The sequence below is a fragment of the Bacillus cereus genome (assembly GCF_025917685.1).
In the GTDB taxonomy this organism is placed as follows: Bacteria; Bacillota; Bacilli; order Bacillales; family Bacillaceae_G; genus Bacillus_A; species Bacillus_A cereus_AT.
The window spans coordinates 1,186,955-1,212,956 of sequence record NZ_CP089518.1 but is presented as its reverse complement, the minus strand read 5'-3'; the positions used below and the strand labels follow the sequence as shown (position 1 = coordinate 1,212,956).

Here is a 26,002-nt window from a genome sequence, read left to right as displayed (position 1 = left end):
TATACATGAATCAAACAATAGGGCGAATTGAAGAAATTTCATTTTTTAGTACATCACTTCAAGAGGAACTTACACTTCTTGTTTATTTACCAGTAAATTACACACCTCTCCATAAGCATACGGTTGTTATTGCACAAGATGGTAGAGATTATTTTCAGCTTGGTAAAGCACACCGTGTAATTGAGCGTCTTCGTGAAACTGAAGAAATCGACCGCACAATTATTGTCGGTATTCCATATAAAAATGTACACGATCGTAAGGAAAAATATTTCCCGAATGATGTAAAAAATGCTGCTTACATTCGTTTCCTTGCTCACGAGCTTGCTCCATATATTGATGAAAATTATCCAACGTATCAAATGGGTAAAGGTCGCGTTTTAATTGGAGATTCTCTTGGTGGTACAGTATCTTTCATGACTGCGCTTATGTATCCGCATACATTCGGTAAAGTCGTTATGCAATCACCATTTGTTGATGAAACAGTCATGAACTTAGCAAAAGACTTCAAAGATCCACAGGCGTTAGAACTTTATCACATCATTGGGACAGAAGAAACAGCTGTAAAGCGCACAGACGGACAAGTATCTGATTTCGTAGAACCAAATCGCGAGTTAAATACACTTCTTACAGATAGAAATTTCATCACCCATTATGAAGAGTTTGAAGGGAATCACACTTGGAAGTATTGGCAAGCAGACTTGCCGAAAGCATTTTCTCATATTCTATCAATGAAATAATAGAGAGCAGTATTCAGAATAATTTGATATAATAGATTAAGAGATTTATTCTCAAAATCTAACTAGACTTACAAAGGGAGGAATTGGAACATGAAATTAGGCATTGTAATTTTTCCATCAAAAATGATTCAAGATAAAGCGAACGGATTGCGTAAACGTTATGATCCGCACTACGCATTAGTTCCGCCACATATTACATTGAAAACACCCTTTGAGACGCAAGATGATCAACTAGAATCGATTGTAAACGAGTTACATACAATCGCAAATAAAACGAACCCTTTCACCCTTCATGTTGGAAAAGTCGGTTCATTCGCACCTGTTAATAATGTCCTTTATTTTAAAGTAGAAAAAACACCTGAACTAACTTTCTTAAATGAAGAAATGCATAATGGTTTCTTTACACAAGAGCGTGAATACTCTTTCGTACCTCATTTAACAATCGGTCAAGACTTATCAGATGCAGAGCATGCTGATGTATTAGGTCGATTACGTATGAAAGATTTCTATTATGAACAACCAATTGATCGTTTCCACCTTCTATATCAATTAGAAAACGGAACTTGGACTGTACATGAAACATTCCACCTTGGAAAGGGGAACAACTAACTTGCACGCACAAATCGTACAAACAGACGCGCAGCTAAGTGATGCATTCTCCGTACGTAAACAAGTTTTTGTTGAAGAACAACGTGTTTCTTCTGAAGAAGAGTACGATGAATTCGAAGATACATCGGCGCACGTTGTTGCATATGACAATGACATTCCAGTCGGTGCAGGTCGCTTTCGCATCGTTGATGGAATAGGGAAAATGGAACGCATTTGTGTACTAGCTTCCCATCGTAAAAAAGGAATTGGCAAAATCATTATGGATGCACTTGAAGCTTACGCAAAGGAAGAGTCTTTACCGAAATTGAAACTTCATGCCCAAACACATGCTGAAGTTTTCTATAAAAAGCTAGGATACGTAACGGCTTCTGATGTGTTTATGGAAGCAAATATCCCGCACGTCGTAATGATAAAAGAATTGTAAAGTGAAACTTTAATCAGTGGGGTTTTGTTCATCCCCACTGATTATTGGCCTTCACCAATCGGGCGTTTACGGGCAGTTGATCTCCCACCTGAATTTTGAGTTTGGAGTTTTACTGCCCGCAAATAGCGGAATAAATTTGTAGCAGGAGGTAACCCCTCCTGTTTTTTACATTGCTATTTTCTTTTTCTTCCGCTAAAGTTAAATGTTGATGCTATAGTTTTGAAGGTGAATATATGACACAAGAAAAATTTTCACAAAAATCGTTAACACATGCTGGCATTCCGCAAGCGACATACCATATTCCGAAAACGTCTACCCATTTAATTATGGAAGAAGATGCAGATGCGGCGTATTTCCGTGCTTTAGAACAGCAAGGTATTTATTTAAATGAAAAACAGTTAGAAGCAGTGCAAACGACAGAAGGACCTGTTCTTACACTAGCTGGCGCTGGAAGTGGTAAAACATCTGTTTTAACAACTCGCGTTGGTTATTTAGTTAATGTAAAACATGTTCATCCGCGAAATATTTTACTGCTTACGTTTACACAAAAAGCAGCTGAAGAAATCCGAAGTCGTGTAGCAAACTTGCCTGGTATGAATCATGCTGCAAGTAACTATGTTGTTGCTGGTACATTCCACTCTGTCTTTTTAAAATTGCTTCGTAGTCAAGGATATAATCAGCAAATTTTAGCAAATGAAAAACATAAACAAATTATGATAAAGAAAATTTTGAAAGAATTACGCTTAAAAGACGATTATGATGCTGAAACAATACTCGCTATGATTTCACTTGAGAAAAACAAATTGAATCGTCCGAAAGATGTAAAAGCGAAAACACCGGTTGAACAAGAATTCAAAGAAGTATACGAACGTTTTGAAGAGGTAAAACAACGATACAATTATATCGATTTTGACGACATCTTATTAGAAACGTATTATATGTTAGAAAATAATGCTCCTTTGCTTACTCAATTGCAACAACGTTTTCACTACATTGAAGTAGATGAGTTCCAAGATACATCGTATGCACAATATGAAATTGTAAAATTGTTAGCCACGCCAAGAAATAATTTATTTATCGCAGGTGATGACGATCAAGCGATTTACGGTTGGCGAGGAGCAAGTCACCAAATTATTTTATCTTTTCCAAAAGAATTTGATAATACAACGATTATTGCGCTTAATACGAATTATCGATCCAATCCATTTATCGTTGGACTTGGAAATGAAGTTATCAAGCTAAATCAAGAACGTTTTGATAAAGAGCTATATTCTGTTCGTGAAGAGGGTGTACAACCATTTTACGCACGACCAGCTACAACTCTTGATGAAGCAAATCAAATTTTGCAGCTCATTCAAGAAAAGGTAGATAGCGGTGAGCGAAACTATAAAGATTTTTGTTTACTGTATCGCACACATTCTGTAAGTCGTTCGTTACTTGATCAGCTTACAATTCATAAAATCCCGTTTATTAAACACGGTGCGAGTCAATCATTTTACGAGCACTCTTTAATTAAGCCTGTATTAGATCATTTACGACTCGTGCTAGAACCGTTTCGCCTAGAATCCCTTTCTAACATATTGCCGACGATGTATATCGGCCGTGATGAATGTATTTCATTTATTGAACGGGAGCAATGGAAATATGGTGAGGGGCGTTTCCCTTCTCTTCTTCATTTCTTATTATTAAATCCGAGCTTGAAACCTTTTCAAGTGAAAAAGGTAAATGAGCGCATCGATTTTATTAAATTTATAAAAGAATTAGAACCGAAAAAGGCATTAAAAGAAATTATTCATGGTAAAGGAAAATATTTAGAGTACTTACAAAGTAACGATCGTTCTTCCTTTACGATGCATAAAGACATACAAGAAGAAATGTTAGAAGAATTAATGGAGTCTGCAACTCGTTTCACCGATATTCCAGCTTACTTACAATTTATTGACGAGGCGATTCAAGGTCAAAAAGAAATGGAAGCATTAAAAACAATGCCGCAAAAAGATGCCGTATCACTTATGTCAATTCATAACGCGAAAGGCCTTGAGTTTCCATGCGTCTTTTTACTTGGTGCAAGCGATGGTATATTGCCGCATACTTCTTCTTTAAAAGATGCAAATGACCGTGTGACGGATACTTCTGAAGCATTAGAAGAAGAAAGACGATTACTCTATGTCGCCATTACACGCGCTAAAGAAGAACTTTATATTTCCTCCCCGCAATTTTTCAGAGGAAAGAAACTAGATATATCTCGTTTTTTATATACTACGCGAAAAGATTTACCTGAAAAGACATCCATTAAATAAGGGTGTCTTTTTGCATATCACACTATGTACATCCCCTCTATATAAATTCCCTGTTTCTATCCTGAGAATTAACGTAATATCAACCATATCACGTTCATATTGTAATAGTGTATGTCAGAACTCACGATAAGGAGTGAACATAATGAGCTGCAATTGTAATGAAGATCATCATCACCATGATTGTGATTTCAACTGTGTATCTAATGTCGTTCGTTTTATACATGAACTACAAGAATGTGCAACTACAACATGCGGATCTGGTTGCGAAGTCCCATTTTTAGGAGCGCATAATAGTGCATCCGTAGCGAATACACGTCCTTTTATTTTATACACAAAGGCCGGAACACCATTTGAAGCATTCGCGCCATCTGCAAGCCTTACTAGTTGCCAATCTCCCATTTTCCGTGTCGAGAGTATAGATGATGATGATTGCGCTGTATTGCGTGTATTAACTGTAGTTTTAGGGGATGGTACCTCTGTACCACCTGGTGACGACCCAATCTGTACGTTTTTAGCTGTACCAAATGCAAGACTAGTGTCAACCGCCACTTGTCTTACTGTTGATTTAAGTTGCTTCTGCGCTATTCAATGCTTACGCGATGTTTCTATATAAAACTAAATATTAATTTAAGCATGGATTGGGTGGCAGAGTTTTCTGCCACCCAATCCATGCTTAAAAGGTATTATTATGTATTTTTTATAAAATTGGGAACTTGTCTAGAACATAGAACCTGTCCTTTTCATTAACTGAAAGTAGAAACAGATAAAGGAGTGAAAAACATGTTCTCTTCTGATTGCGAATTTACTAAAATTGATTGTGAGGCACAACCAGCTAGTACACTACCAGCCTTCGGTTTTGCTTTCAACGCTTCAGCACCTCAGTTCGCTTCATTATTCACACCATTACTATTACCTAGCGTAAGTCCAAACCCAAATCTTACTGTTCCTGTAATAAACAATACAGTAAGTGTCGGAAATGGCATTCGAATTCAAGTAGCTGGTATTTATCAAATCAGTTATACATTAACGGTAAGTCTTGAAAATGTTCCTGCTCCACCAAACGCTGCCCGGTTCTTCTTAACATTGGACACACCAGATAACGTTATTCCAGGATCAGGAACAGCAGTCCGTGCTAACATTATCGGCACTGGGGAAGTAGATGTTTCTAGTGGTGTTATTCTTATTAACTTGAATCCCGGCGACTTAGTTCAAATCGTACCAGTTGAATTATTTGGAACTGTAGACATTCGTGCTGCGGCATTAACAGTTGCACAAATTAGCTAGTAAAAAGCGGTATTTCTCCTTTGAAATACCGCTTTTTATATGTACAATAAAAAACACTCACAGTAACATGAGTGCTTCATTCTTCATAGTGTTTTATTGTGTTCTTCTTTTTCCCACAATTACATCCCTTTTTCTTCACAAATCCTTGTTGCTGTAATTGTTCTTGATGTGCCTGTTGTTGTGCTTGGTGTTGTTGCTGTATATGATACCATTGCTGCAGGTCATATGAATTTTTCCTTGGATTATTGCTCACAGCAAACATCTCCTCTACTGTCAATTCTGTCTATTTACTATATGAACAACTCTTTATTTCCGTTCCCTCATTCTTTTAAACTCCGCTTCCTCTCGTATTATGAAAATATATTATTCTCCCATAAAATATCCTGTAATCGTTTCAATAATTGCTGCTGCACCTGCAATAGCTAATAATGCAAGTAATGGCTCTGCAACGACGGGAATCCAATTATATAAAACTAATAGAAAAGCACTAACCCATACACCTGTACACCAATAACAGCTTAATAATTCACCAATCCACTTTCTTAATCCTTTCCCTTTTACTTTTGTAAACGTTGATACACTTCCATCTGGCTCCGTAACCTCTATTTCGTCAATAAACGGTCTTCGCAAAAAAACTGTAATTTTATCATATACAATTAGACGAGTGAGCCTAAAAGCAGCTAAAGCGAAAATAAAAAATAAAAGCCAACTTGTAAACAGCATGATTCCACCTTCCCTTATCTTCTTTCGCCTATTTAAAAAAAAAGGTCTTAAGATTGTGACCAAATCTCCTCGACTCCAATATCTTATTAATGTAAATACAAACAAGAAGATAAGGAGTGACATTAATGAGTTGTAACGAAAATAAACACCATAGCTCTTCTCATTGTGTAGTTGACGTTGTAAAATTCATCAATGAACTACAAGATTGTTCTACTACGACGTGTGGATCTGGTTGTGAAATCCCATTTTTAGGAGCACACAATACTGCATCAGTAGCAAATACACGCCCTTTTATTTTATACACAAAAGCTGGAACGCCATTTGAAGCATTTGCACCATCTGCAAGCCTTACTAGCTGCCAATCTCCAATTTTCCGTGTGGAAAGCGTAGACGATGATAGCTGTGCGGTGCTGCGTGTGTTAACTGTAGTATTAGGTGATGGCTCTACTATACCGCCTAATGACAATCCAATTTGTACGTTTTTAGCTGTACCAAATGCAAGACTAGTATCAACATCTACTTGCATTACTGTTGATTTAAGCTGTTTCTGTGCTATTCAATGCTTACGCGACGTTTCTATCTAATAAGTTAATTTAAGTAAACTAAAAAACTATTTGGGTGGTAGAAGATTTCTACCACCTTTACATATTTAAAAGCCGGCCATACTAATCGATTGGATATCATCTATAGACAACCTAATATCTCTCATACTATTTTGCGGCATAATGAATACAATGCCATTACGATACGATATTATCGATCCAACATATGAGACTGTAGCTGTTTTTATTCTGCACCTTACTTTCGGAATATAATGAGGGCGATTTAATAAAAAATGAATTTTTTCATCATTATTCATATCCTTGAATGATTTATTATACGGGACCGTTCTCACTGGCTCTTTCTCTTCTTGCTCTTGTTGCTCTTCTTGTGCTTCTTCTATTTTTTCTTCTACTTGTTGCTCTTGTTCTATTACCTCTTCCACAGCACTACTTACAATATTTTCATTTCTATTACTTTTCTCTTTTTGCTCCTCATTTTCAAAGTTTGTTAAGATAATTCTTTTTATTTTCGGTGTAGCGAGTTCTAAATTTACTTGCGCAATATATAACAACGGTTTTCCAACTGTTGAACTTTTATTTTTATTCTTCACACTCGTCCCTCCCACTTCCATACGTAGCTGAATAAATCGTGTACTATTATAGTTATATTCATAACGTGGCAAGAACTTTCGTTAAAAATCGTTCTTTCTGAGAACAATAAAAAGGACAGTCTCAACGTTTAGAGACTGTCCTTTAAAAATTATAATTACCCTAGGATATGATATCCTGAATCAACGTGAATGTTTTCTCCTGTTACGCCGCGTGCTAAATCACTGAATAAGAACACTGCTGTATCGCCAACTTCTTCTGGAGTTGTTGTGCGACGAAGTGGTGCGCGCTCCTCAATTTCTCTTAAGATTGAGTTAAAGTCGCCTACACCTTTCGCAGATAACGTACGAATTGGTCCTGCAGAAATAGCGTTAACGCGAATGCCATGTTGGCCTAAATCGTTCGCTAAATATTTTACGCTCGCTTCTAATGAAGCTTTCGCAACACCCATAACGTTATAGTTTTTCACAACGCGCTCTCCGCCAAGGTATGTTAAAGTTAAAATATTTCCGCCCTCTGTCATCACTTTTTTCGCTTCTCTTGCTACAGCTGTTAAAGAGAATGCACTAATATTTTGTGCAAGTAAAAATCCATCGCGAGAAGTATCTACAAATTCGCCTTTTAAATCGTCACGATTTGCAAAAGCAATACAGTGTGCAACACCGTGAATTGTACCAACTTCTTGCTTAATCGTTTCAAAGCAAGCTGTCAGTTCTTCATCATTCGTTACATCACAAGGTAATACAAGTGATTCTTGTCCTTCTAATGTGTCCGCTAATTCACGAACGTTTCTTTCTAAACGTTCTCCTGCATATGTGAAAATTAATTTTGCACCTGCATTATGCAAAGAGCGAGCAATTCCCCACGCAATACTTCTTTGGTTCGCAACGCCCATAACAACAAATGTTTTCCCTTGTAATAGTTCCATGATATATCCTCCCAGAAATACTTATACTTGTTATTAGTACCTGATACTATAATTATAGTACCATAAAACCGCCTAAAGGCAAACAAAAAAGTCATTAACATAAATTTGTTAATGACTTTTTGTTTCTATAAAAAAACGCTCTAATCCTTCTTCCCAAGAAGGCATTTGTGCAAAACCATTTAACCTAAGCATACTATGTTGAAAGATAGAATATTTTGGCCTTGCAGCCGCCGATCCAAATTCTTCGGTTGAAACAGGTAATACATTCACTTTCATATTTGCATACAAAAATATTTTTTGAGCAAATTCAAACCAAGAACATGAGCCTCTATTTGATACATGATACGTACCGTATAAAGAAGTATGAATGAGCTTATTAATAATCACATTTAAATCTGCCACATACGTAGGAGAACCGATTTGATCCGCTACAACAGATAGTTCTTCTCTTTCCTTACCTAATCGCATCATCGTTTTCACAAAATTATTTCCATACTTACCATATAGCCACGACGTACGAACGATAAAATATTTATTATGTAACTCTTTGACGAACTGCTCTCCTGCATACTTAGAAGCTCCGTATATATTTATCGGCGCTGGACTATAAAATTCATCGTATCCATCCGGTCTGTCGCCCTGAAATACATAATCAGTACTAATGTAAACTAACTTTGCTCCTACTAATTGTGAAGCAACCGCTATATTTCGAGCTCCTATTGCATTGATTAAATAAGCAAGATCCTGTTCTTTCTCAGCATGATCAACTTTCGTATATGCTGCACAATGAATAATTATATGTGGATTTATTTCTTGTACCACTTGCTGAATTCGGGATATATTTGTTACATCTAGTAACTTTTTATCAAATGGATATATGTCATATTCTTCAGGATTTAACTCTTCTTGTAGTTGCTTTCCTAATTGACCATTTGCTCCTGTTATGATAATCCGCTCTTTCATTTACATGCCCCTTACTGTTCTTTTAATGGTTTCCACCATTCCTTATTCTTTTCATACCAATGCACCGTCTCTTGTAATCCTTGTTCGAACGTATATTTCGGCTCCCAATCAAATTCGTTCTTCATTTTCTCTGCATCAATCGCATAACGGCGATCGTGCCCTAAACGGTCCGTAACATATTCAATGTCTTTTTTTGTTTTTCCTAAGAGAGTAATAATTTGTTCCACAACTTCTACATTTGTTTTTTCGTTATTCCCCCCTATGTTATATACCTCTCCTACACATCCCTTATGCAAAACAATATCAATCGCACGACAATGATCTGTTACATGTAACCAGTCTCTTATATTTAAGCCATCACCATATAACGGTAGTTTTTTTCCTTCCAGTGCATTCGTAACCATTAATGGAATTAACTTTTCAGGATATTGGTACGGTCCATAATTATTGGAACAACGCGTTACTATAACTGGTAATTGATATGTTTTATAATAAGATAAAGCTATCATGTCGGCGCTCGCCTTACTTGAAGAATACGGACTATTTGGAGCTAACGGGGTTTCCTCGGTAAACTTTCCTGTTTTCCCTAAAGAACCGTATACTTCATCTGTTGATACTTGCACGAACTTAATATGCGGATACTTTTTCACTAATTCTAATAAAGTGACTGTCCCGATTACATTCGTATCGTAAAAGGGAATCGGATTTTCAATACTACGGTCCACATGTGATTCAGCTGCAAAATTAACAATTACTTGCACATCACGCTCTTTAATAACATGCTCCAGCAGCTCTCCATTTTGAATTTTCCCTTTTACAAAAGAGTAATTAGGATGCTCTTGAATAGACTTTACATTATTCAAATTCCCGCTATATGTTAATGCATCGAAATTAATGATTTTATATGTTTCATAGCTTTGCAGCATGTAATGAACAAAATTACTTCCAATAAATCCAGCTCCACCTGTTATTAATATATTCATAAACAACTCTCCTACTTAAAAACTATCTTCATATTCCTGAAGTGATGGTAATATTCGATCCTTATCAGATAAGATAGGATTTGTTACCGGCCATGGAATTGCTAATTCTTTATCCTCCCAAAGTAATCCCGAGTCATGCTGTGCACTATAATACTCATCTACTTTATACATAACAATAGTATGTGGAACAAGCGTACAAAACCCGTGCGCAAATCCTTTTGGCACCAATAATTGCCGATGATTATCCGCACTTAAAATATATCCTTTCCACTGTTTAAATGTTGGTGAATCTTTTCGCAAATCAACGATAACGTCGTAAATTGCCCCTTGCATAACTTGAATGAGTTTCGTTTGTGCTTTCGGATTTTTTTGAAAGTGCAATCCTCGAATCGTTCCTGCCTGTGCTGAATAAGATACGTTATCTTGTACAAATGAATACGTAATCCCTAATGTTTCTAGCACCTTCTTATTATAACTCTCTGTAAAAAAGCCACGCTCATCTCCAAATAACCTCGGTTCTAACAATTTTGCATCGGTAAAGTTTGTTTCTACAACTTTCATATTCTCACCTATTCTCCGTTAAACTGTTTCCCAAAGTTTATATCTCGGGCTAGCGTATTCGCCCTTTGAAGAGAAGCATGAGTTCCCGCATCCGTCCACCAGCCGCTCATTTCGTTATAAGTAAGTACCCCTCGTTTTAAATACCAATTATTTATATCTGTAATTTCAAGTTCTCCCCTTGCGGAAGGTTTTAATTCTTTTATATAAGTAAAAACTTTCGAATCATACAAATAAATTCCTGTAACAGCATAGGAACTTTTCGGTTCCGTCGGCTTTTCTTCAATTTCAATTATTTTTTTGTTTTGAATATGCGCTACACCAAATCTTTCAGGATCTTCTACAGATTGAAGCAGTACTTTTGCACCTTCTTTTTGCTTTGTAAACTCCTCAACATATGGACGAATATCATCTGAAAAAATATTATCTCCTAATATAACTACCATGCGATCGTCCCCGATAAAATCCTCACAAAGCCCTAACGCTTGTGCAATTCCGCCCGCTATATCTTGCACACGATACGTAAAGGACACACCAAATTCGTGACCACTTCCTAAGAAACTAACAACATCTCCCATATGTTCTTTGCCTGTAATAATCATAATATCTGTAATCTCGCATTGTTTCATCTTATATACCGCATGATAAATCATTGGATACCGCCCAACAGGAAGCAAATGTTTATTTGTTACTTTCGTTATTGGATATAGTCTCGATCCAGTACCACCTGCTAAAATAATTCCTTTCACCCTGCATCTCTCCCTTACGATGGAGATAATATATCTTTATAATGTTCTACAAACACTTTCCGGTACTTTTCGTATATATCCGCATCAAATTCATCTCCGTTGTAATGAATACACCATAAATTCGCTTGATTAGGGATACCAATTAAATAACCCGCCTTTTGAAACTCTAAAGACTGCGACACATCATAAAAGTGGAATCCTTGAAACAAGTCTTCTCGCCACGGAATATCATATTGTGTGGCCATTAATAATCCATCAATTGCCTGAACTGACATAAATGATTGATTCCCATAAAACAGCTGATCTAAATTTAATAATTGATAATTCTGTCTTCTGTATTCAATCACTTTCCCTACTAAATTTTTCCCTTCCCACCATATCCCGTTGCCCGGTAAAAACTGAGCACCAGCTACGCCAATTAAACCAAGTTTTTCGTTATCTTTAAAAAGAGATATAAGTGTATAAAACATCTCTCGATTAATAAGATAAGTATCTTGATGCATATAAACCTTATACTTCGCGGGATATGAAAGTGCTCGGTTATATGCACTTGCCATGCTTTTCGCATCTCGTATCGGAAAAATTTGTACGACATAACCAGGGGGAACAAAAAGGTTTCTTATTTGTCTCTCACATTGCTTGAAAAGCTCTTCATTATTTATACAAACAACGACTAATATTGTATGATCTTTCATTTTGTAGCCCCTCTATTCGTCTTGATTTACATCTGACATATAGTGCTCCACAAATATCTTTCTATACTTTTCATAGTTTGTCATATTCACATCAATATGATAGTGAATGCACCAAGCATCACGCTGTACAGGAACCCCAACGGTATAGCCAGCTTTTCTAAATTCAAATGATTGAGATACATCATAAAAGTCAAACCCATCAAACAAGTCTTCTCGCCACGGAATATCGTATTGCGTTGCCATTAATAAACCGTCAATACATTCAACTGGCATAAATGTTTTTGACTCATGGTACGGCTTTTCTTGACTGGCCATATAAAATAAATCATTCATATAACCAATTACTTTTCCAACAACTCCTCTGCCTACACTCCATGTTCCATTTGGAGGAACATATTGGGCTCCAACCATACCAATCATTCCAAGATGTTCATGTTCCTGAAACAATTGAAGTAATCCATATAAAAAACCTACATTTACAATGAAAACATCTTGATGTATATACACTTTATATTTCGCTGGATGCGAAATCGCTTTATTATATCCGCTCGTCATACTTTCTGCGTTTCGAATCGGCATAAACTGTATAGTGTATCCTGGAGGTACTGCCAATTGCAATATATGTCGCACACATTGTGCATACAATTTCCGATCATTTATACACGTAACAAATAATATTGTTTTTTCTGCAGCACTCATACTTGTGATTTTTCTGCTTCAATAATATATTGAAATACAACCGTCTCAGCCATGAAGCCACTTCCAAGACGATATTTTTTACAAATTCCATATAACTCTTCAATAAGTGGCTCATACATTTTATGGTCAATATATACACGATCTACTTTATTAATAGAATATCCTGCTTTTAAAAACATTCTTAGCATTTCATTAAAAGTAAAGAAACGTACGTGCGTTTTATCTAGTAAGCCATTTTCTGTATACGTCCAATTTCCAGAAAGTAAGGGAGCTAATACTGAAATGTGAGCAACATTTGGTATACTAGCTAAAATTACACCGTTTTGTTTTATATATGGTTTTACTTTTTCTATTACAGCCCACGGATCGAATAAATGCTCTAATACATCCCCAAATATGACGCAATCAAATTGCTCTTCCTCATACGGCATATCCATTGTCTCTATATCACCTAAAACAACATGATCTAGCTTTTCTTTTGCTTTTTCCGCTGCTTCTGGAAATGCCTCAATACCTGATACACGTGTGCCATTTTCTTTTATAACCGCTCCTAATGCACCACTAGAGCAACCAATATCAAGAACTTCTTTCCATTCCTTTTTTATATGCTTTAATACATTCGGATTCGCTGCATTATAATAATAATCGGACTTTTCTTCATATAAAGAACTTTTTTCGCGATTCATTTCACACACTCCTTATGCAAATTGAATTTGAAATATACATCTCATATGAACAGAATACATCTTACAAAGGATGCCACCTCTACTGATTTCATTACTAATACTCTAATATATAGCCAATCTATCATCATTAGAATAATAACAAGGTATTTCCTAAAAACAGCCTACATTACACTTTATATTGTTTATCAAAAACACCTCGAAAATATTTACGGTTATATTCAATTACAGCATTATTCGGAACGTAAGAAGCTGCTAATTCATTGTAATAATATGCTTTGTCTGGATCTCCTAACTTGTTATAGCAAATACACATTTGCAAATATGGAAGCCATGTGTAGCTAGCTGGACTGTGAAACGGACTATCCGCTGCTAGTGGTACTTCCGTTGCTAGTTTAAACCAAAAGATCGCCTCATTATATTTTTGTTGTTCCATATATATATATCCTATTCTTGTACAATTCTCTCCTCTAGGGATATCGTACCGAAACGACTTTACACAAGATTCAATTGCCTTCTCCCACATTCCAAGCTTCGCATAACAATCCCCTAACTTACCGCATGCGTAAATTTTCTCTTCATGCCATCCTTCGTCTTGATTTAGAAATGTTTCATAGAGAAGGACCGCATCGTTGAATTTTTCGTTATCCATAGACTCATTCGCGTAATAAAACAAATCTCTTGGACTCAATTCTTCCCCCGCCGCTACGGTATTTTGAAAAATCTTCAAATTACGATCCGTCACTTCTTTTTCCTTTTTATGTGTAATAGCAACGTTACTATTATAGATTTCACCGGAAACAGCTAAATACTCATGTACCTTACCAAACCATTGAAACTGTTTTTCACGCTTTACAAGTCGATATCTTTTTGTGCAATAAAGAGGTTTTCCGTTAGAATCCATTACAAGATGATACGGCATCGAAACAGCATCTACTTTAGCATCTAATTCCCTTTTTAAAAGTTTCAATGCTTCTTGAGCATCCTCTAATAATACGTCATCTGCATCTAGCCACAATATATATTCTTGCGTCGCTTTTGAAAAAGAAAAATTTCTAGCTGCCGCAAAATCATCAATCCATTGGAAATCATATATATTAGGAGTGTATTTCTCTACAATTTCTTTCGTTTGATCAACAGAACCTGTATCAACTACTACAATTTCATCAACAATTTTTCCGATCGCATCCAAACATCGAGCTATTGTCTTTTCCTCATCTCGAACTATCATACATAAACTAATTGTAATGCCTTGCTTGTTCAATATAATCACCTTCTTCCAACTCAATCATATGTTATACAAATACAAAACTTTCCACTTTTTTATATTGTTCAAGTCATTTTAGAATTCTTTTCAATAATTCAAATGTCCGTGTCATTTTCTTACGAGTTTGCATCTACTATATAATGAAAGCTTTATGGAGGTGAATTTATGTCAAATAATAATTATTCAGATGGCTTAAATCCCGATGAATCATTATCCGCTAGTGCATTTGATCCTAATCTTGTAGGACCGACTTTACCGCCAATACCGCCGTTTACCCTTCCTACAGGGCCGACTGGTGCCACTGGTGCCACTGGACCGACTGGGCCGACTGGACCGACCGGACCGACTGGGCCGACTGGACCGACCGGACCGACTGGGCCGACTGGACCGACCGGACCGACTGGGCCAGCTGGTACAGGTGGTACAGGTGGTGCCACTGGGCCGACTGGGCCGACTGGGCCGACTGGACCGACTGGACCGACCGGACCGACTGGTGCCACTGGATCAGCTGGTGCGACTGGGCCGACTGGTGCCACTGGATCAACTGGTGCCACTGGACCGACTGGTGCCACTGGACCAACCGGGCCGACTGGACCATCTGGATTAGGACTTCCGGCAGGATTGTACGCATTTAACTCTGCTGCAATTAGCATATCTCTTGGATTTAATGACCCAGTACCATTTAACACTGTTGGAGCTCAGTTTGGTACAGCAATTTCTCAATTAGATGCTGATACTTTCCTCATAACTGAAACTGGATTTTATAAAATTACTGTTATCGCATATACTGCATTAGCAAGTGTATTAGGTGGTCTTGCAATTCAAGTGAATGGTGTTGATATCCCTGGCACTGGAACAAGTTTAATCTCACTTGGAGCACCTATCGTTATCCAAGCAATTACACAAATTACAGTAATTCCATCAATGGTTGAAGCGATTGTTACAGGGCTTGGATTATCGTTAGCTCTTGGTACGAGTGCATCCATTATTATTGAAAAAATCGCTTAATTTTTACTTAGCAGTAAAACTGATATCAGTTTTACTGCTTTTCAATTTCAATCATGAAACCTTCGTTATCTACATAATCATATTGTTGTATGACATTTCCTCAGGAGGAACAAATATGGAAAATAAATCTGCTATTCAGCTTTATCTTGAGTTATTAAAGAAAACAATTTTGTTTGAAATATGGTTAGAGTATGAACCATATTTACCTGCTACGTTACATATATCTAAAGAATTATCATATGAACCAGTTACAGTTCCACTCCCTTTATTTCTTAAGCAGTACGCAGAAAATCATAATTTAAAAATCGTTGATCCTAACATTTCAAAAAGTGAACGTCAAGGTGGCAAAGATTGGCCAAGAGCAGCACATAGTATGATCGGGCGAAAACGTATGAATCAATTACATGAGGCTATGGAAACTGTTGTCCGTGAAAATATAGAAGGTGACTTTATTGAAACTGGTGTATGGCGCGGGGGATCATGCATCTTTATGAATGGTTTTTTACAAGCAAACAACATCAAAAATCGTACTGTTTGGGTTGCTGATTCGTTTGAAGGTCTGCCAGAACCTAATTTAGAACAGTATCCAAAAGATTACGGTGATTATTTACACACATTTGATTACTTACGTGTTTCTTTAGAAAAAGTGCAAGAAAACTTTAGAAAATACGATTTATTAAATGATCAGGTGCAATTTTTAAAGGGATGGTTTAAAGATACATTACCTTCAGCACCGGTAGAAAAAATTGCAATTGCCCGCCTTGATGGTGATATGTATGAATCAACGATGGATAGTCTTGTAAACTTATACGATAAAGTTTCAACAGGTGGATATATCATTATTGATGATTACGGATTAATAACATGCGCAGAAGCTGTAACAGATTTCAGAAATCAAAGAAACTTAAAAGCTCCTATTACTAAAATTGATGATTTCGGTATTTATTGGCGAAAAGAATAGAATAAAGTGAAAAATGTATCCATTGGGGGCTCCTCTACTAATAGCATAATAAAAAAGCAAGGGGCTCCTCACCATTATCAGTTGTTTTTAGAAACATTCTTTACATATCGTAATAATTTAAATATCATTTTTCTCCTACTATAAAGTTTTAACTATATAGTAAAAGCGGCAATGTTCTACTTTACTATAAGGAAGGAGTAAATTTATGAACGAAAATGAAAAAAAAATCACATTACTCCCACCTCCAAAACTCGTTCAATATGTAGGTGGTGACTTCGAAAAAGTTGGAAACGAATTCATACAGTATTTTATTCAAATTGGCAATTTGAAATCAAATGAAACAGTGTTAGATATAGGTTGCGGTATCGGCCGAATGGCGGTTCCATTAATGAATTATTTAAGTGATGATGGAGCTTATTATGGATTTGACTTATTTAACGAGGGTATTACATGGTGCAAAAATAACATTTCAACAATCCGTAACAACTTCCATTTTGAACATGTCGACATATATAATCAGTTCTACAATCCAGAAGGAAAAGAAGATGCTTCCCAATACAAGTTTCCATATGAAGACGAGTCATTCGATTTTATTTTTTTAACGTCCGTATTCACACACCTCCTTCCGAAAGAATTAGAACATTATGTATCTGAGATTACACGAGTTCTGAAAAAAGACGGGAGATGTTTTATTACTTTCTTTTTAATTAATCCTGAATCATCCTATTACTTAAATAGAGGACTAAGTGCATTAAATTTTCATCATCAAATTGACAATTGTTATGTTCTGAATAAAGATATTCCTAATTTCGCAGTTGCCTATCCTGAGAACGATATTCGCGTTCTATTAAATAAGTATGGGCTAGAAATAATGAATCCCCCCCATTATGGTTCATGGTGTAACAGAACTGAGTACACAAGTTATCAAGATATTATTCTTACACAAAAAATTCCTGAAAGGTAGTTGTATATGAATAACAAAAAAAATCTGCCTCTCGTTTCCATCCTTATTCCCACCTTTAATCGACCACATTATTTTAAAATTGCTCTAGAAAGTGCATTAGCACAAACTTATTCGAATATTGAAATCATTGTAGGAGATGATAGTACAAATGATGCAACAGAAATTTTAATGGAGAGACATTATTTACCTAATTATAAAAACCTAACGTACATTCGAAATTCCGCTACTCTAGGACAATTTAATAACTCACTTATGCTCTTAGAACAGTCCAATGGAGAGTACATCAATTTCTTAATGGACGATGATATATTTTATAGTAATAAAATCGAAAAAATGATGTTCTATTTCCAACAAGACTTAGATCGGAACCTCGCACTTATCACATCCTATCGCACTTGGATTAATGATAATGGAGATATAATTGAACAACATTCCTCCATGAAAAAATTATGCGATGAAGATACTCTACTAAATGGGACAGATTTTGGAAACCGTATGCTTATAAAGGGACAAAATATTATCGGTGAACCTACAATTGTACTCTTTCGAAAACACCTATTAACAGAACCTTTCGGCACTTTAAATGGTAGAAAATATGGTTGTAGTGTTGATATGGCCTCTTGGATAAGTTTACTTTCAAAAGGTGATGCGATGTATATCACTGAGCCTTTAAGTTCATTCCGCCTTCATACTGGACAGCAAGTACATCACAAATTCCTTGAAGGCTGTGAAGATTTTTCACAGCTCGTTGTAACCTCGAAAAAGTATGGTTTCTTACAAGACGCCCAATATTATAAAAAGGGTTTGATAAGAGCTTACGGATGGTATAAAAATGCGGTCAAATTTTACAATCTATTTCCAAACCTCATTCCAGATATAAATACACATGCACGTCTTTCCTATTGTTTAAATATAATTACAAAAGAACTCCGTGCAAAATAGCACATCTCAAGGGAGGAGCAATTCCTTCCTCGTGATGTATGACTTCCCACAAATAGTGGAATAAATGTATGAACAGTCTGCTTGCATATTATTTTTATCATGACGTCATCCATATACTTACTAGGTGATAGAAAGGACTATATACATTGAAACCAAATTCTCAATATCAAATAGACTACGTATTGCTATTCATCTTATTTGCCATTGGGACTGTTAGTTGCTTTGCTATTGCAAGTGCGCAAGCCTCTTTACCACCATTTTTACAAAACGTAAATTTTGTACTAAAGCAAATTCAATGGTATTTCATTGGATTTATTGCTATTGGCGTTATTATGATTATCGATTTCGATCGTTATCAAAAAATTGCTTGGTATTTATATAGCTTTGCAATGGTATTACTTATTGGGCTAGAACTTCAAGTACCAGGTGCCCTTACAATTAAAGGCGCTACCGCTTGGTACAGGCTTCCAGGCATCGGAAATTTCCAGCCTTCTGAAATTATGAAATTATTTTTAATTATCGTCATTGGACGAATTATAGCAAATCACAATGAGAAATATTTTTTCAGAACAATACAGGGCGATTTTTTATTACTCGGAAAGATATTCGCAGCAAGTTTGCCACCACTACTCCTTATTGCAAAGGAACCGGATTTAGGGAATACGATGGTAATTTCAGCTATGCTCGCAGCAATGATACTAGTTTCCGGTATACGATGGCGTTTTATTTTCGGATTAGTCTCCGGCATTATCACAGCGGGTTCTACATTAATATATATATTTTTTTCTCATACAGAGTTCTTTAAAGCACACATTTTAAAAGAATATCAATTAAATCGCTTCTACGGCTGGTTAGCACCATACAAATATGATGCGCAAGGCTATCAACTAAGACAAGCATTCTTAGCTGCTGGATCAGGGGAAATGCAAGGAAAGGGTTGGGAAAATGGACAAGTATATTTTCCAGAACCACATACAGATTTTATTTTCACTAATGTCGCTGAACAATTTGGTTTTTTAGGTGCAAGTGTCATTATTTCACTTTTTTTCTTACTCATTTTCCGAATGATTCATATCGCTTTAGAAAGTAATGATCCTTTCGGTAGTTATATTTGTGCTGGTACAATCGGAATGTTTACTTTTCAAGTATTCCAAAATATCGGGATGACAATCGGATTACTTCCTATTACAGGGATAACATTACCCCTTATGAGCTATGGAGGAAGTTCGCTGCTTACATACATGATTGCGATTGGATTTATTTTAAATGTTCGCTCAAGAACAAAAATCTTTATGTTTAAATAAGCCACACAAAAAGCGGTACATTTTTATCTCTATCCTTTTTTAGATATACTAATGAAAAATATGATGGAGGTTTAAATATGAAATATGACATTATAGGGGATATTCATGGGTGCTTCCAAGAGTTTCAAAATTTAACGACGAAACTTGGATACAACTGGAACAGTGGCCTACCCATTCACCCTGACCAACGTCAGCTTGCATTCGTTGGTGATATTACAGATCGCGGTCCTCACTCATTACGTATGATTGAAATTGTATGGGAACTTGTCATAAATAAAAAAGAAGCTTATTACGCTCCTGGAAATCACTGCAATAAACTATACCGATTTTTCCTTGGGGGTAATGTAACAATCGCTCACGGACTCGAAACAACTGTCGCTGAATATGAAGCGCTATCTTCTCATAAGCAAAACATTATAAAAGAAAAGTTCATCACCCTTTATGAGCAATCCCCTTTATATCACATACTAGATGAAAAAAGAGTAATCGTATGTCACGCTGGGATTCGGCAAGATTACATAGGAAGACAAGATAAAAAAGTACAAACCTTTGTATTATATGGCGATATTACAGGAGAAAAGCATGCTGACGGCTCACCTGTCCGTCGCGACTGGGCGCAAGAATATAACGGGGAAACTTGGATTATATATGGACATACTCCAGTAAAAGAACCTCGCTTTGTAAATCACACAGTCAATATCGATACTGGTGCTGTATTTGGTGGAAAGCTAACCGGACTACGTTTTCCTGAAATGGAGACCGTTTCCGTCCCTTCCTCCCTGCCTTTTGTCGCTGAGAAATTCCGCCCAATTTCATAACTCCCCTTACTTAGTGCAATTCATGAATTGCGAGGGATTACCGTATTATTTAGGCACATCTCATATAAAAACTAGGTAATGTACTTAAAAAAAGATGCAATAAAGTGCATCTTTTTTTAAGTACACGGCATATACTGTCGCAGGAGGTGACAGAATGAAGAAAAAATCTTCTAAACAAAAAAGAAAATTCCCGCCTTTCTATCTGCCTATGTACGGAATTAACAATTGGTGTAGCATTCGAGCTGCAGCTTTAGAAGAACTAGAAAAACAAGAATCATCAAAAAAAAGTAAAGCAAGAACAAAATATGTCTCTTTAGAAAATGCTGTAATGAGCCGCATAATCGATAATAGAAAAACAAAGATGCAACAAAAAAATAAACCTCTCTCTAATCATAGTGAACAGGTATTACATTCTGAGCAAACAGAGCAAAATACAGAAGAAAACATCCCTGTAGCAATAAATAAAAAAGTGGAACCAGAAATTCCAGCTACTATTATAAATCAAGTAAAAAAAATAAAAGAAGCATTAGCCCCATCAAATGATATACAAACAGAAAAAACTATTGTAATTCAGACCCCTACACCCGAAAATACAAAAGTTAAAAAAGGGAGCCGGTATGCACATGCAGAGGGGCTTCATTCTAATGCAGAAGGTACAGCTTCACATGCAGAAGGGCTTCTTACACATGCAAAAGGTTCTTTCTCTCATGCAGAAGGATCAAAAACAAAAGCAACTGGACATAGTTCGCATAGTGAAGGAAGTGAAACGACAGCAGGCGGCTCTTATTCTCATGCGGAAGGAAAACATACAATTGCTTTAGGCGAAGCAGCACATGCAGAAGGAACCGCGACTATCGCTAACGGATTCTCTTCTCATGCGGAAGGTATGCATACATCAACAGCTCATTTTGCAGGCAGCCATATTATGGGGCGCTTCGGCACGGCAGAAGAATCTTATTCTTGGTTTATTGCAAATGGTACAAATGACACCGACCATAATATCGGTGCAAAATGGCTTGCTCACAACGGAGAAATGTATATCGATGGTGCTTCTTACAATGCAAGTGGAACGGATTTTGCACAAATGTTTGAGACAGCAGATCATAGTTCTATTGATGTCGGTCATTTCGTTACATTTAGTAGCGAAGAAAAAATTCGAAAAGCTACTTCAAATGATTTATTCATATTAGGAATATCTAGTGCTACTCCTGCTCTCATAGGAAATAGCGGTGCTTTAAGTTGGCAAAAACGCTATAAAACAGATAGCTTTGGAAAGCGTCAATATGCGCATACGGACACGCAAGACACACAACCTCTTTTAAATACAGAATGGGATCCAGCTTGTAAATATATATCAAGAAGAGACCGTACTGAGTGGCTTCCTGTCGGATTAATTGGACAAATGTTAGTACGTGATGACGGTACTTGCGAAACACACGGATACTGTCTTCCAAATGATGACGGCATTGCTACAAAAGCTGAAAGTGGCTTTTTCGTTATTAAACGTACTGGTGAAAATCAAATTTTAATATTATTCCGCTAAAAAAAGGGAACAAAATTCTTCGTTCAGTAAGAATTTTGTTCCCTTTTAATTGTTATGTAAAGCGGATTGCATGTCATCTGGGATACATAAGGTAAAAGTCATTTCCTTTTCTAAAATAGGGTGATAAAACGTCAAAGACGTACTATGAAGCGCTTGGCGTTTCATCACATCTCTTCGACCGCCGTATAAATCATCCCCAAGTAGCGGATGTCCTATATGCGCCATATGTACACGAATTTGATGCGTTCTTCCTGTTTCAAGTTCAAGTGCTACATGCGTCTCATTAGAAGAACTTTCCATCACTCTAAAATGAGTAACAGCTCTTTGACCATCTTCACAGACAGTTCGCTCAATAATACTATCCGCTTTTCGTCCGATTGGTGCATCAATCGTCCCTATCTCTTCTAGGATCATTCCATGAACGAGCGCCTCATACGTTCGTTTCACTCCTTTTTGTTGATGCTGCTTTGATAAAAGGTTGTGAACGAATCGATTTTTTGCAATTAACATAAGTCCTGAAGTATCACGATCGAGTCTCGTTACAATGTGCACTGTACTTGCAAGGTTCTGTTTATCATAATGATATAACAGAGCATTTGCAACACTTCCTGACGGATGCTCCCTAGACGGAATTGTCGACATATATGCTTCTTTATTTACAACAAGCACTGCATCATCTTCATATACAATATTTAAAGGAATATCTTCTGCTTCCATCCCTTCACTTCTTTCCTCAAACGGAAAGAAGACTTGTAACTCTTCACCGGCTTGTAACTTGTAGCGAACACTCGCATGTTGACCGTTTACTTCAATAGCTCCACCGTGAAACTTTATATCGGTTAAAGCAGCCTTCGAAATTCCTTTCGTTTTCAAAAACTCTCTAACTAAAGTCCCCTCATCCGCAAGCTGTATATCCCATTTCAATGTAAACCTGTTCAAATATATAAACCCTCTCTATTTATCTGCAACAAACGAGTCACGGACACGTTTCCAGAACGGGAACGGACGGAAACGAACAAATCGTACTTTCTCGTTTGCAACGCGATACTGAATTGATTTCACATCTTGATGAACCATCGTCAAATGATCCACCGTAATTTGCAAGTTCATTCCTGCAGCCGGCTTTAAAACGCATGTATGATGTTTCGGCAGTACGAGCGGCGAACCTACCGTACGAAATACACGATTGTTAATTGATGCCATTTCTGCAATTTGAATCGCTTCAATAGAAGGGTGAATAATCGCTCCGCCAAGTGCCTTATTATACGCAGTACTTCCTGAAGGAGTAGAAATACAAAGACCATCTCCGCGGAACGTTTCAAAATACTCTCCGCGTATTTCCACTTCTGTTACTAATGTTCCTTCTGCACTTTTTACAGTCGCTTCATTCATCGCCAAATACTGCGACTCTTTACTACCATTCACATAGCGAATAATCACCTCTAAAAGTGGGTATTCAACTACTTGGAACGGTGTTTTAGCAATCGCAATTACTAACTTCTCTACTTCCGTCGGTAACCAATCTGCATAGAAACCTAAATGCCCTGTATGTACACCAACAAATGCGGTTTCATCTAATCGATTATAGTAACGATGAAACGCATATAAAAGCGTTCCATCTCCCCCAACAGAAATTACAATATCAGGTTCCTTTTCATCCATCGTAAAACCAAAATCTAACAAGTATTCTTTCATCGTACTTGCTAGTGTATCTGATGATTGATCTCCCTTTGACATAATTGTAAATTTCATCGCCCAACACCCTTTAGTTTATGATTCAGAATCTTTCGTTTCCTGCTTTCGTGAAAAAATCTTTTGCGCTTCTTGAATTTCAAGACGAATGGAAGACATTTCTTCATCTAATAAAAATGCCGCTTCCGCTGCACGTTGTAAGCGTATTTTAATATCTTCAGGAAAACGTCCACTATATTTGTAATTTAAAGAATGCTCAATCGTTGCCCAAAAATTCATTGCTAACGTACGTATTTGAATTTCAACCAATACTTTTTTCTCTCCCTGTATCGTTTGAACAGGATAACTAATGACAACGTGGTAAGAGCGATAACCGCTATCTTTCTTTTGCGTTACATAATCACGTTCTTCCACAATTTCAAAATCATTTCGTTTTCGAAGATATTCTACAACAGGCTTAATCTCATCAACAAATTGACACATCATTCGAAGGCCTGCGATGTCTTGCATATCTTCTCTAAGCCGGTCTAACGGCACATTTCTCTTCTCCGCTTTATCAATAATACTTGCAACCGACTTTACCCTTCCTGTTACAAACTCAATTGGAGAATGCTCCGTTAACATTGCAAATTGAGTACGCATTCCTTTTAGTTTCACTTTCAGCTCTGCCACCGCTTGGTGATAAGGCGCTAAAAAGTCTTCCCAATTACGATTCATTTCAACCACCACCAAAATCAATCCATTTGCTTATAGAAATACTTTTTCTACAGCAGTTACTAATTCTTCTCCGTAATTTGCATTACCTTCAATATTTTCAACTAAATACTCTACTTCTTCTTTTAATGCTTCTAATTCCATTTCAATATCATTCACGCGAATAAACATTGCTGTATCTTTATTCATCGCTTCATGCATTGCTTCCCAGCATGTATGCGGAATACTTACATAAATGAAAGATGATTCGTTTTCTAAGATATATAAAAATGATAAATTATCTGAGTCTACAAGTACGTGATTACGCGCACTTAACTCCTTTACCTCTATTTCAGTATTTTCCGCACAAAAAATAAGCGCATTCTCTCTCATTTCTACGCTCTTAACTTGAATTTTATTTTGCATGCTCGAATTCCTCCATCTCAACTTCCTGTCTTACTTAACAGTATTATTGTATCATAACATGGACGCAAACAAATAAAACATTGAACCAAATTTGCGAAAAAGCGATAATGTGTAAAGAATTATTTTTCAAAAGGAGCGCATACAATGACACAAGAAATTGAAATTGAATTTAAAAACATGGTTACAGAGGAAGAATTCCAAAGGTTATGCAAGTCTTTTTCTATTAAAGCATTTACAAAACAAGTAAATCATTACTTTGAAACAACTCAATTTTCTTTAAAAAATACAGGCTCTGCACTTCGTATTCGTCATAAAGATGGAACTTATACATTCACATTAAAACAACCTGCTGAAATTGGTTTATTAGAAACTCATCAATCTATAACAGAAAAAGAAGCAAAACTTATGATGGAAACAAACGCAATCATTCAAGGAACTGTAATGGATCAACTTCAGAAACTACAAATTCCAGTTTCCTCTTTAACTTATATGGGAAGTTTAACAACAGAAAGAGCTGAAACATTGTTTGAAGGTGGAACACTTGTCTTTGATCATAGTTTCTATTACAATCACGATGATTATGAAATCGAATACGAAGTACAAGATGAGGAAGCTGGTAAAGCCTCATTTATGAGTTTATTAAAGCAACATAACGTACCAGTTCGTCATACAAATAACAAAGTAAAACGCTTTTTCCTTGCCAAACAAAACAAAGAGCGCTAAAGTGAAATTTCCATCAGTGTAGAAGTGATTTACTGGTGGTTATGTTTCACCTTTTTGGAAATTAAAGATTTATTAGCAACACATAAAATAAGCAACGAATGTTATGAAGGCTGTTTAGTTGCTCTTCATAACATTCCATTGCTACAATAGATATACATTTCATGGAAAAAGGAGT

General features: G+C 36.4%; 31 protein-coding genes. 15 read left to right on the top strand and 16 right to left on the bottom strand.

The window, feature by feature from the left end:
- Positions 1-5: 5 nt before the first annotated feature.
- From LUS72_RS06220 to exsF, 6 genes are all read left to right on the top strand, one after another.
- Entirely contained in the window at positions 6-737 is a 732-nt protein-coding gene (locus LUS72_RS06220; protein WP_097830064.1) for an alpha/beta hydrolase, read from the top strand.
- 90 nt (positions 738-827) lie between these two features.
- Positions 828-1,346, top strand: a complete 519-nt coding sequence (locus LUS72_RS06215) for a YjcG family protein (protein WP_070141304.1) — start codon at positions 828-830, stop codon at positions 1,344-1,346.
- 1 nt (position 1,347) lies between these two features.
- Positions 1,348-1,770 carry a GNAT family N-acetyltransferase gene (locus tag LUS72_RS06210; RefSeq protein ID WP_097830063.1) on the top strand — a complete coding sequence of 141 codons (423 nt, stop codon included), beginning with the start codon at positions 1,348-1,350 and terminating at the stop codon, positions 1,768-1,770.
- Positions 1,771-2,003: 233 nt separating this feature from the next.
- The gene (locus LUS72_RS06205) at positions 2,004-4,070 is read left to right on the top strand and encodes an ATP-dependent helicase (RefSeq protein WP_097830062.1); all 2,067 of its coding nucleotides are present in this window, start codon (positions 2,004-2,006) and stop codon (positions 4,068-4,070) included.
- A 142-nt stretch (positions 4,071-4,212) separates the two neighbouring features.
- Entirely contained in the window at positions 4,213-4,683 is a 471-nt protein-coding gene (cotY, locus tag LUS72_RS06200; RefSeq protein WP_097830061.1) for a spore coat protein CotY, read from the top strand.
- Between the two features lie 167 nt (positions 4,684-4,850).
- The gene (gene exsF, locus LUS72_RS06195; RefSeq protein WP_097830060.1) at positions 4,851-5,354 is read left to right on the top strand and encodes an exosporium protein ExsF; all 504 of its coding nucleotides are present in this window, start codon (positions 4,851-4,853) and stop codon (positions 5,352-5,354) included.
- 76 nt (positions 5,355-5,430) lie between these two features.
- Here the strand turns inward: exsF and LUS72_RS06190 are convergent, their stop codons facing one another.
- Both LUS72_RS06190 and LUS72_RS06185 read right to left on the bottom strand, forming a co-directional pair.
- Positions 5,431-5,616 carry a cytochrome C oxidase subunit III gene (locus LUS72_RS06190; protein WP_097830059.1) on the bottom strand — a complete coding sequence of 62 codons (186 nt, stop codon included), beginning with the start codon at positions 5,614-5,616 and terminating at the stop codon, positions 5,431-5,433.
- Positions 5,617-5,717: 101 nt separating this feature from the next.
- Positions 5,718-6,077, bottom strand: a complete 360-nt coding sequence (locus LUS72_RS06185) for a DUF1360 domain-containing protein (protein WP_097830058.1) — start codon at positions 6,075-6,077, stop codon at positions 5,718-5,720.
- Positions 6,078-6,202: 125 nt separating this feature from the next.
- On the opposite strand from LUS72_RS06185, the gene exsY reads away from it, so the two are divergent.
- Entirely contained in the window at positions 6,203-6,661 is a 459-nt protein-coding gene (gene exsY, locus LUS72_RS06180; RefSeq protein ID WP_097830057.1) for an exosporium assembly protein ExsY, read from the top strand.
- 65 nt (positions 6,662-6,726) lie between these two features.
- Here the strand turns inward: exsY and LUS72_RS06175 are convergent, their stop codons facing one another.
- From LUS72_RS06175 to LUS72_RS06130, 10 genes are all read right to left on the bottom strand, one after another.
- Positions 6,727-7,251, bottom strand: coding sequence for a spore coat CotO family protein (locus LUS72_RS06175; RefSeq protein ID WP_097830183.1), 525 nt, complete (start codon positions 7,249-7,251; stop codon positions 6,727-6,729).
- Positions 7,252-7,385: 134 nt separating this feature from the next.
- Positions 7,386-8,156 carry an enoyl-ACP reductase FabI gene (fabI, locus tag LUS72_RS06170; RefSeq protein WP_000421885.1) on the bottom strand — a complete coding sequence of 257 codons (771 nt, stop codon included), beginning with the start codon at positions 8,154-8,156 and terminating at the stop codon, positions 7,386-7,388.
- A 108-nt stretch (positions 8,157-8,264) separates the two neighbouring features.
- Entirely contained in the window at positions 8,265-9,119 is an 855-nt protein-coding gene (gene rfbD, locus LUS72_RS06165; RefSeq protein WP_097830056.1) for a dTDP-4-dehydrorhamnose reductase, read from the bottom strand.
- Positions 9,120-9,130: 11 nt separating this feature from the next.
- Complete coding sequence (gene rfbB / locus LUS72_RS06160; RefSeq protein WP_097830055.1) at positions 9,131-10,102, bottom strand: dTDP-glucose 4,6-dehydratase; 972 nt, start codon at positions 10,100-10,102, stop codon at positions 9,131-9,133.
- A 15-nt stretch (positions 10,103-10,117) separates the two neighbouring features.
- Positions 10,118-10,663, bottom strand: a complete 546-nt coding sequence (gene rfbC / locus LUS72_RS06155; protein ID WP_097830054.1) for a dTDP-4-dehydrorhamnose 3,5-epimerase — start codon at positions 10,661-10,663, stop codon at positions 10,118-10,120.
- Between the two features lie 8 nt (positions 10,664-10,671).
- Positions 10,672-11,409 carry a sugar phosphate nucleotidyltransferase gene (locus tag LUS72_RS06150; RefSeq protein WP_097830053.1) on the bottom strand — a complete coding sequence of 246 codons (738 nt, stop codon included), beginning with the start codon at positions 11,407-11,409 and terminating at the stop codon, positions 10,672-10,674.
- A 14-nt stretch (positions 11,410-11,423) separates the two neighbouring features.
- Complete coding sequence (locus tag LUS72_RS06145) at positions 11,424-12,104, bottom strand: glycosyltransferase family protein (protein WP_097830052.1); 681 nt, start codon at positions 12,102-12,104, stop codon at positions 11,424-11,426.
- A 12-nt stretch (positions 12,105-12,116) separates the two neighbouring features.
- On the bottom strand, positions 12,117-12,803 hold the full coding sequence (locus tag LUS72_RS06140; protein WP_097830051.1) for a glycosyltransferase family protein: 687 nt from the start codon (positions 12,801-12,803) through the stop codon (positions 12,117-12,119).
- Positions 12,800-13,489: a class I SAM-dependent methyltransferase gene (locus LUS72_RS06135; RefSeq protein WP_097830050.1), complete on the bottom strand. Its 690-nt coding sequence runs from the start codon at positions 13,487-13,489 to the stop codon at positions 12,800-12,802. The genes LUS72_RS06140 and LUS72_RS06135 overlap by 4 nt, the downstream gene beginning before the upstream one ends.
- A gap of 166 nt (positions 13,490-13,655) precedes the next feature.
- Positions 13,656-14,753 carry a glycosyltransferase gene (locus tag LUS72_RS06130; RefSeq protein WP_097830182.1) on the bottom strand — a complete coding sequence of 366 codons (1,098 nt, stop codon included), beginning with the start codon at positions 14,751-14,753 and terminating at the stop codon, positions 13,656-13,658.
- Between the two features lie 165 nt (positions 14,754-14,918).
- Between LUS72_RS06130 and LUS72_RS06125 the strand changes: the two genes are divergently transcribed.
- The 7 genes from LUS72_RS06125 (at position 14,919) to LUS72_RS06095 (ending at position 22,293) form a co-directional block, all read left to right on the top strand.
- Entirely contained in the window at positions 14,919-15,761 is an 843-nt protein-coding gene (locus tag LUS72_RS06125) for a BclA C-terminal domain-containing protein (protein ID WP_264448706.1), read from the top strand.
- Positions 15,762-15,876: 115 nt separating this feature from the next.
- The gene (locus LUS72_RS06120; protein ID WP_097830048.1) at positions 15,877-16,722 is read left to right on the top strand and encodes a TylF/MycF family methyltransferase; all 846 of its coding nucleotides are present in this window, start codon (positions 15,877-15,879) and stop codon (positions 16,720-16,722) included.
- A 205-nt stretch (positions 16,723-16,927) separates the two neighbouring features.
- Positions 16,928-17,686, top strand: coding sequence for a class I SAM-dependent methyltransferase (locus LUS72_RS06115; RefSeq protein WP_097830047.1), 759 nt, complete (start codon positions 16,928-16,930; stop codon positions 17,684-17,686).
- A 6-nt stretch (positions 17,687-17,692) separates the two neighbouring features.
- On the top strand, positions 17,693-18,628 hold the full coding sequence (locus LUS72_RS06110; protein ID WP_097830046.1) for a glycosyltransferase family 2 protein: 936 nt from the start codon (positions 17,693-17,695) through the stop codon (positions 18,626-18,628).
- Between the two features lie 146 nt (positions 18,629-18,774).
- Positions 18,775-19,932 (top strand): FtsW/RodA/SpoVE family cell cycle protein, encoded by a 1,158-nt coding sequence (locus tag LUS72_RS06105; protein WP_097830045.1) that lies wholly within the window; start codon positions 18,775-18,777, stop codon positions 19,930-19,932.
- 77 nt (positions 19,933-20,009) lie between these two features.
- Entirely contained in the window at positions 20,010-20,750 is a 741-nt protein-coding gene (prpE, locus tag LUS72_RS06100; RefSeq protein WP_097830044.1) for a bis(5'-nucleosyl)-tetraphosphatase PrpE, read from the top strand.
- A 154-nt stretch (positions 20,751-20,904) separates the two neighbouring features.
- A complete protein-coding gene (locus LUS72_RS06095) occupies positions 20,905-22,293 on the top strand; it encodes a peptidase G2 autoproteolytic cleavage domain-containing protein (RefSeq protein ID WP_097830043.1) in 1,389 nt (462 codons plus the stop codon).
- A 45-nt stretch (positions 22,294-22,338) separates the two neighbouring features.
- Here LUS72_RS06095 and LUS72_RS06090 read toward each other — a convergent pair whose 3' ends face one another.
- Genes LUS72_RS06090 through LUS72_RS06075 form a run of 4 tightly spaced genes read right to left on the bottom strand, consistent with a single transcriptional unit; the run spans position 22,339 to position 25,104 of the window.
- On the bottom strand, positions 22,339-23,232 hold the full coding sequence (locus LUS72_RS06090) for an RluA family pseudouridine synthase (RefSeq protein ID WP_097830042.1): 894 nt from the start codon (positions 23,230-23,232) through the stop codon (positions 22,339-22,341).
- Positions 23,233-23,247: 15 nt separating this feature from the next.
- Complete coding sequence (locus tag LUS72_RS06085; RefSeq protein WP_000673196.1) at positions 23,248-24,045, bottom strand: NAD kinase; 798 nt, start codon at positions 24,043-24,045, stop codon at positions 23,248-23,250.
- Between the two features lie 18 nt (positions 24,046-24,063).
- On the bottom strand, positions 24,064-24,702 hold the full coding sequence (locus tag LUS72_RS06080; RefSeq protein WP_097830041.1) for a GTP diphosphokinase: 639 nt from the start codon (positions 24,700-24,702) through the stop codon (positions 24,064-24,066).
- A gap of 30 nt (positions 24,703-24,732) precedes the next feature.
- Complete coding sequence (locus tag LUS72_RS06075) at positions 24,733-25,104, bottom strand: UPF0738 family protein (protein ID WP_097830040.1); 372 nt, start codon at positions 25,102-25,104, stop codon at positions 24,733-24,735.
- Between the two features lie 144 nt (positions 25,105-25,248).
- Between LUS72_RS06075 and LUS72_RS06070 the strand changes: the two genes are divergently transcribed.
- Entirely contained in the window at positions 25,249-25,827 is a 579-nt protein-coding gene (locus LUS72_RS06070) for a CYTH domain-containing protein (protein WP_097830039.1), read from the top strand.
- The last annotated feature ends 175 nt before the right edge of the window (positions 25,828-26,002 follow it).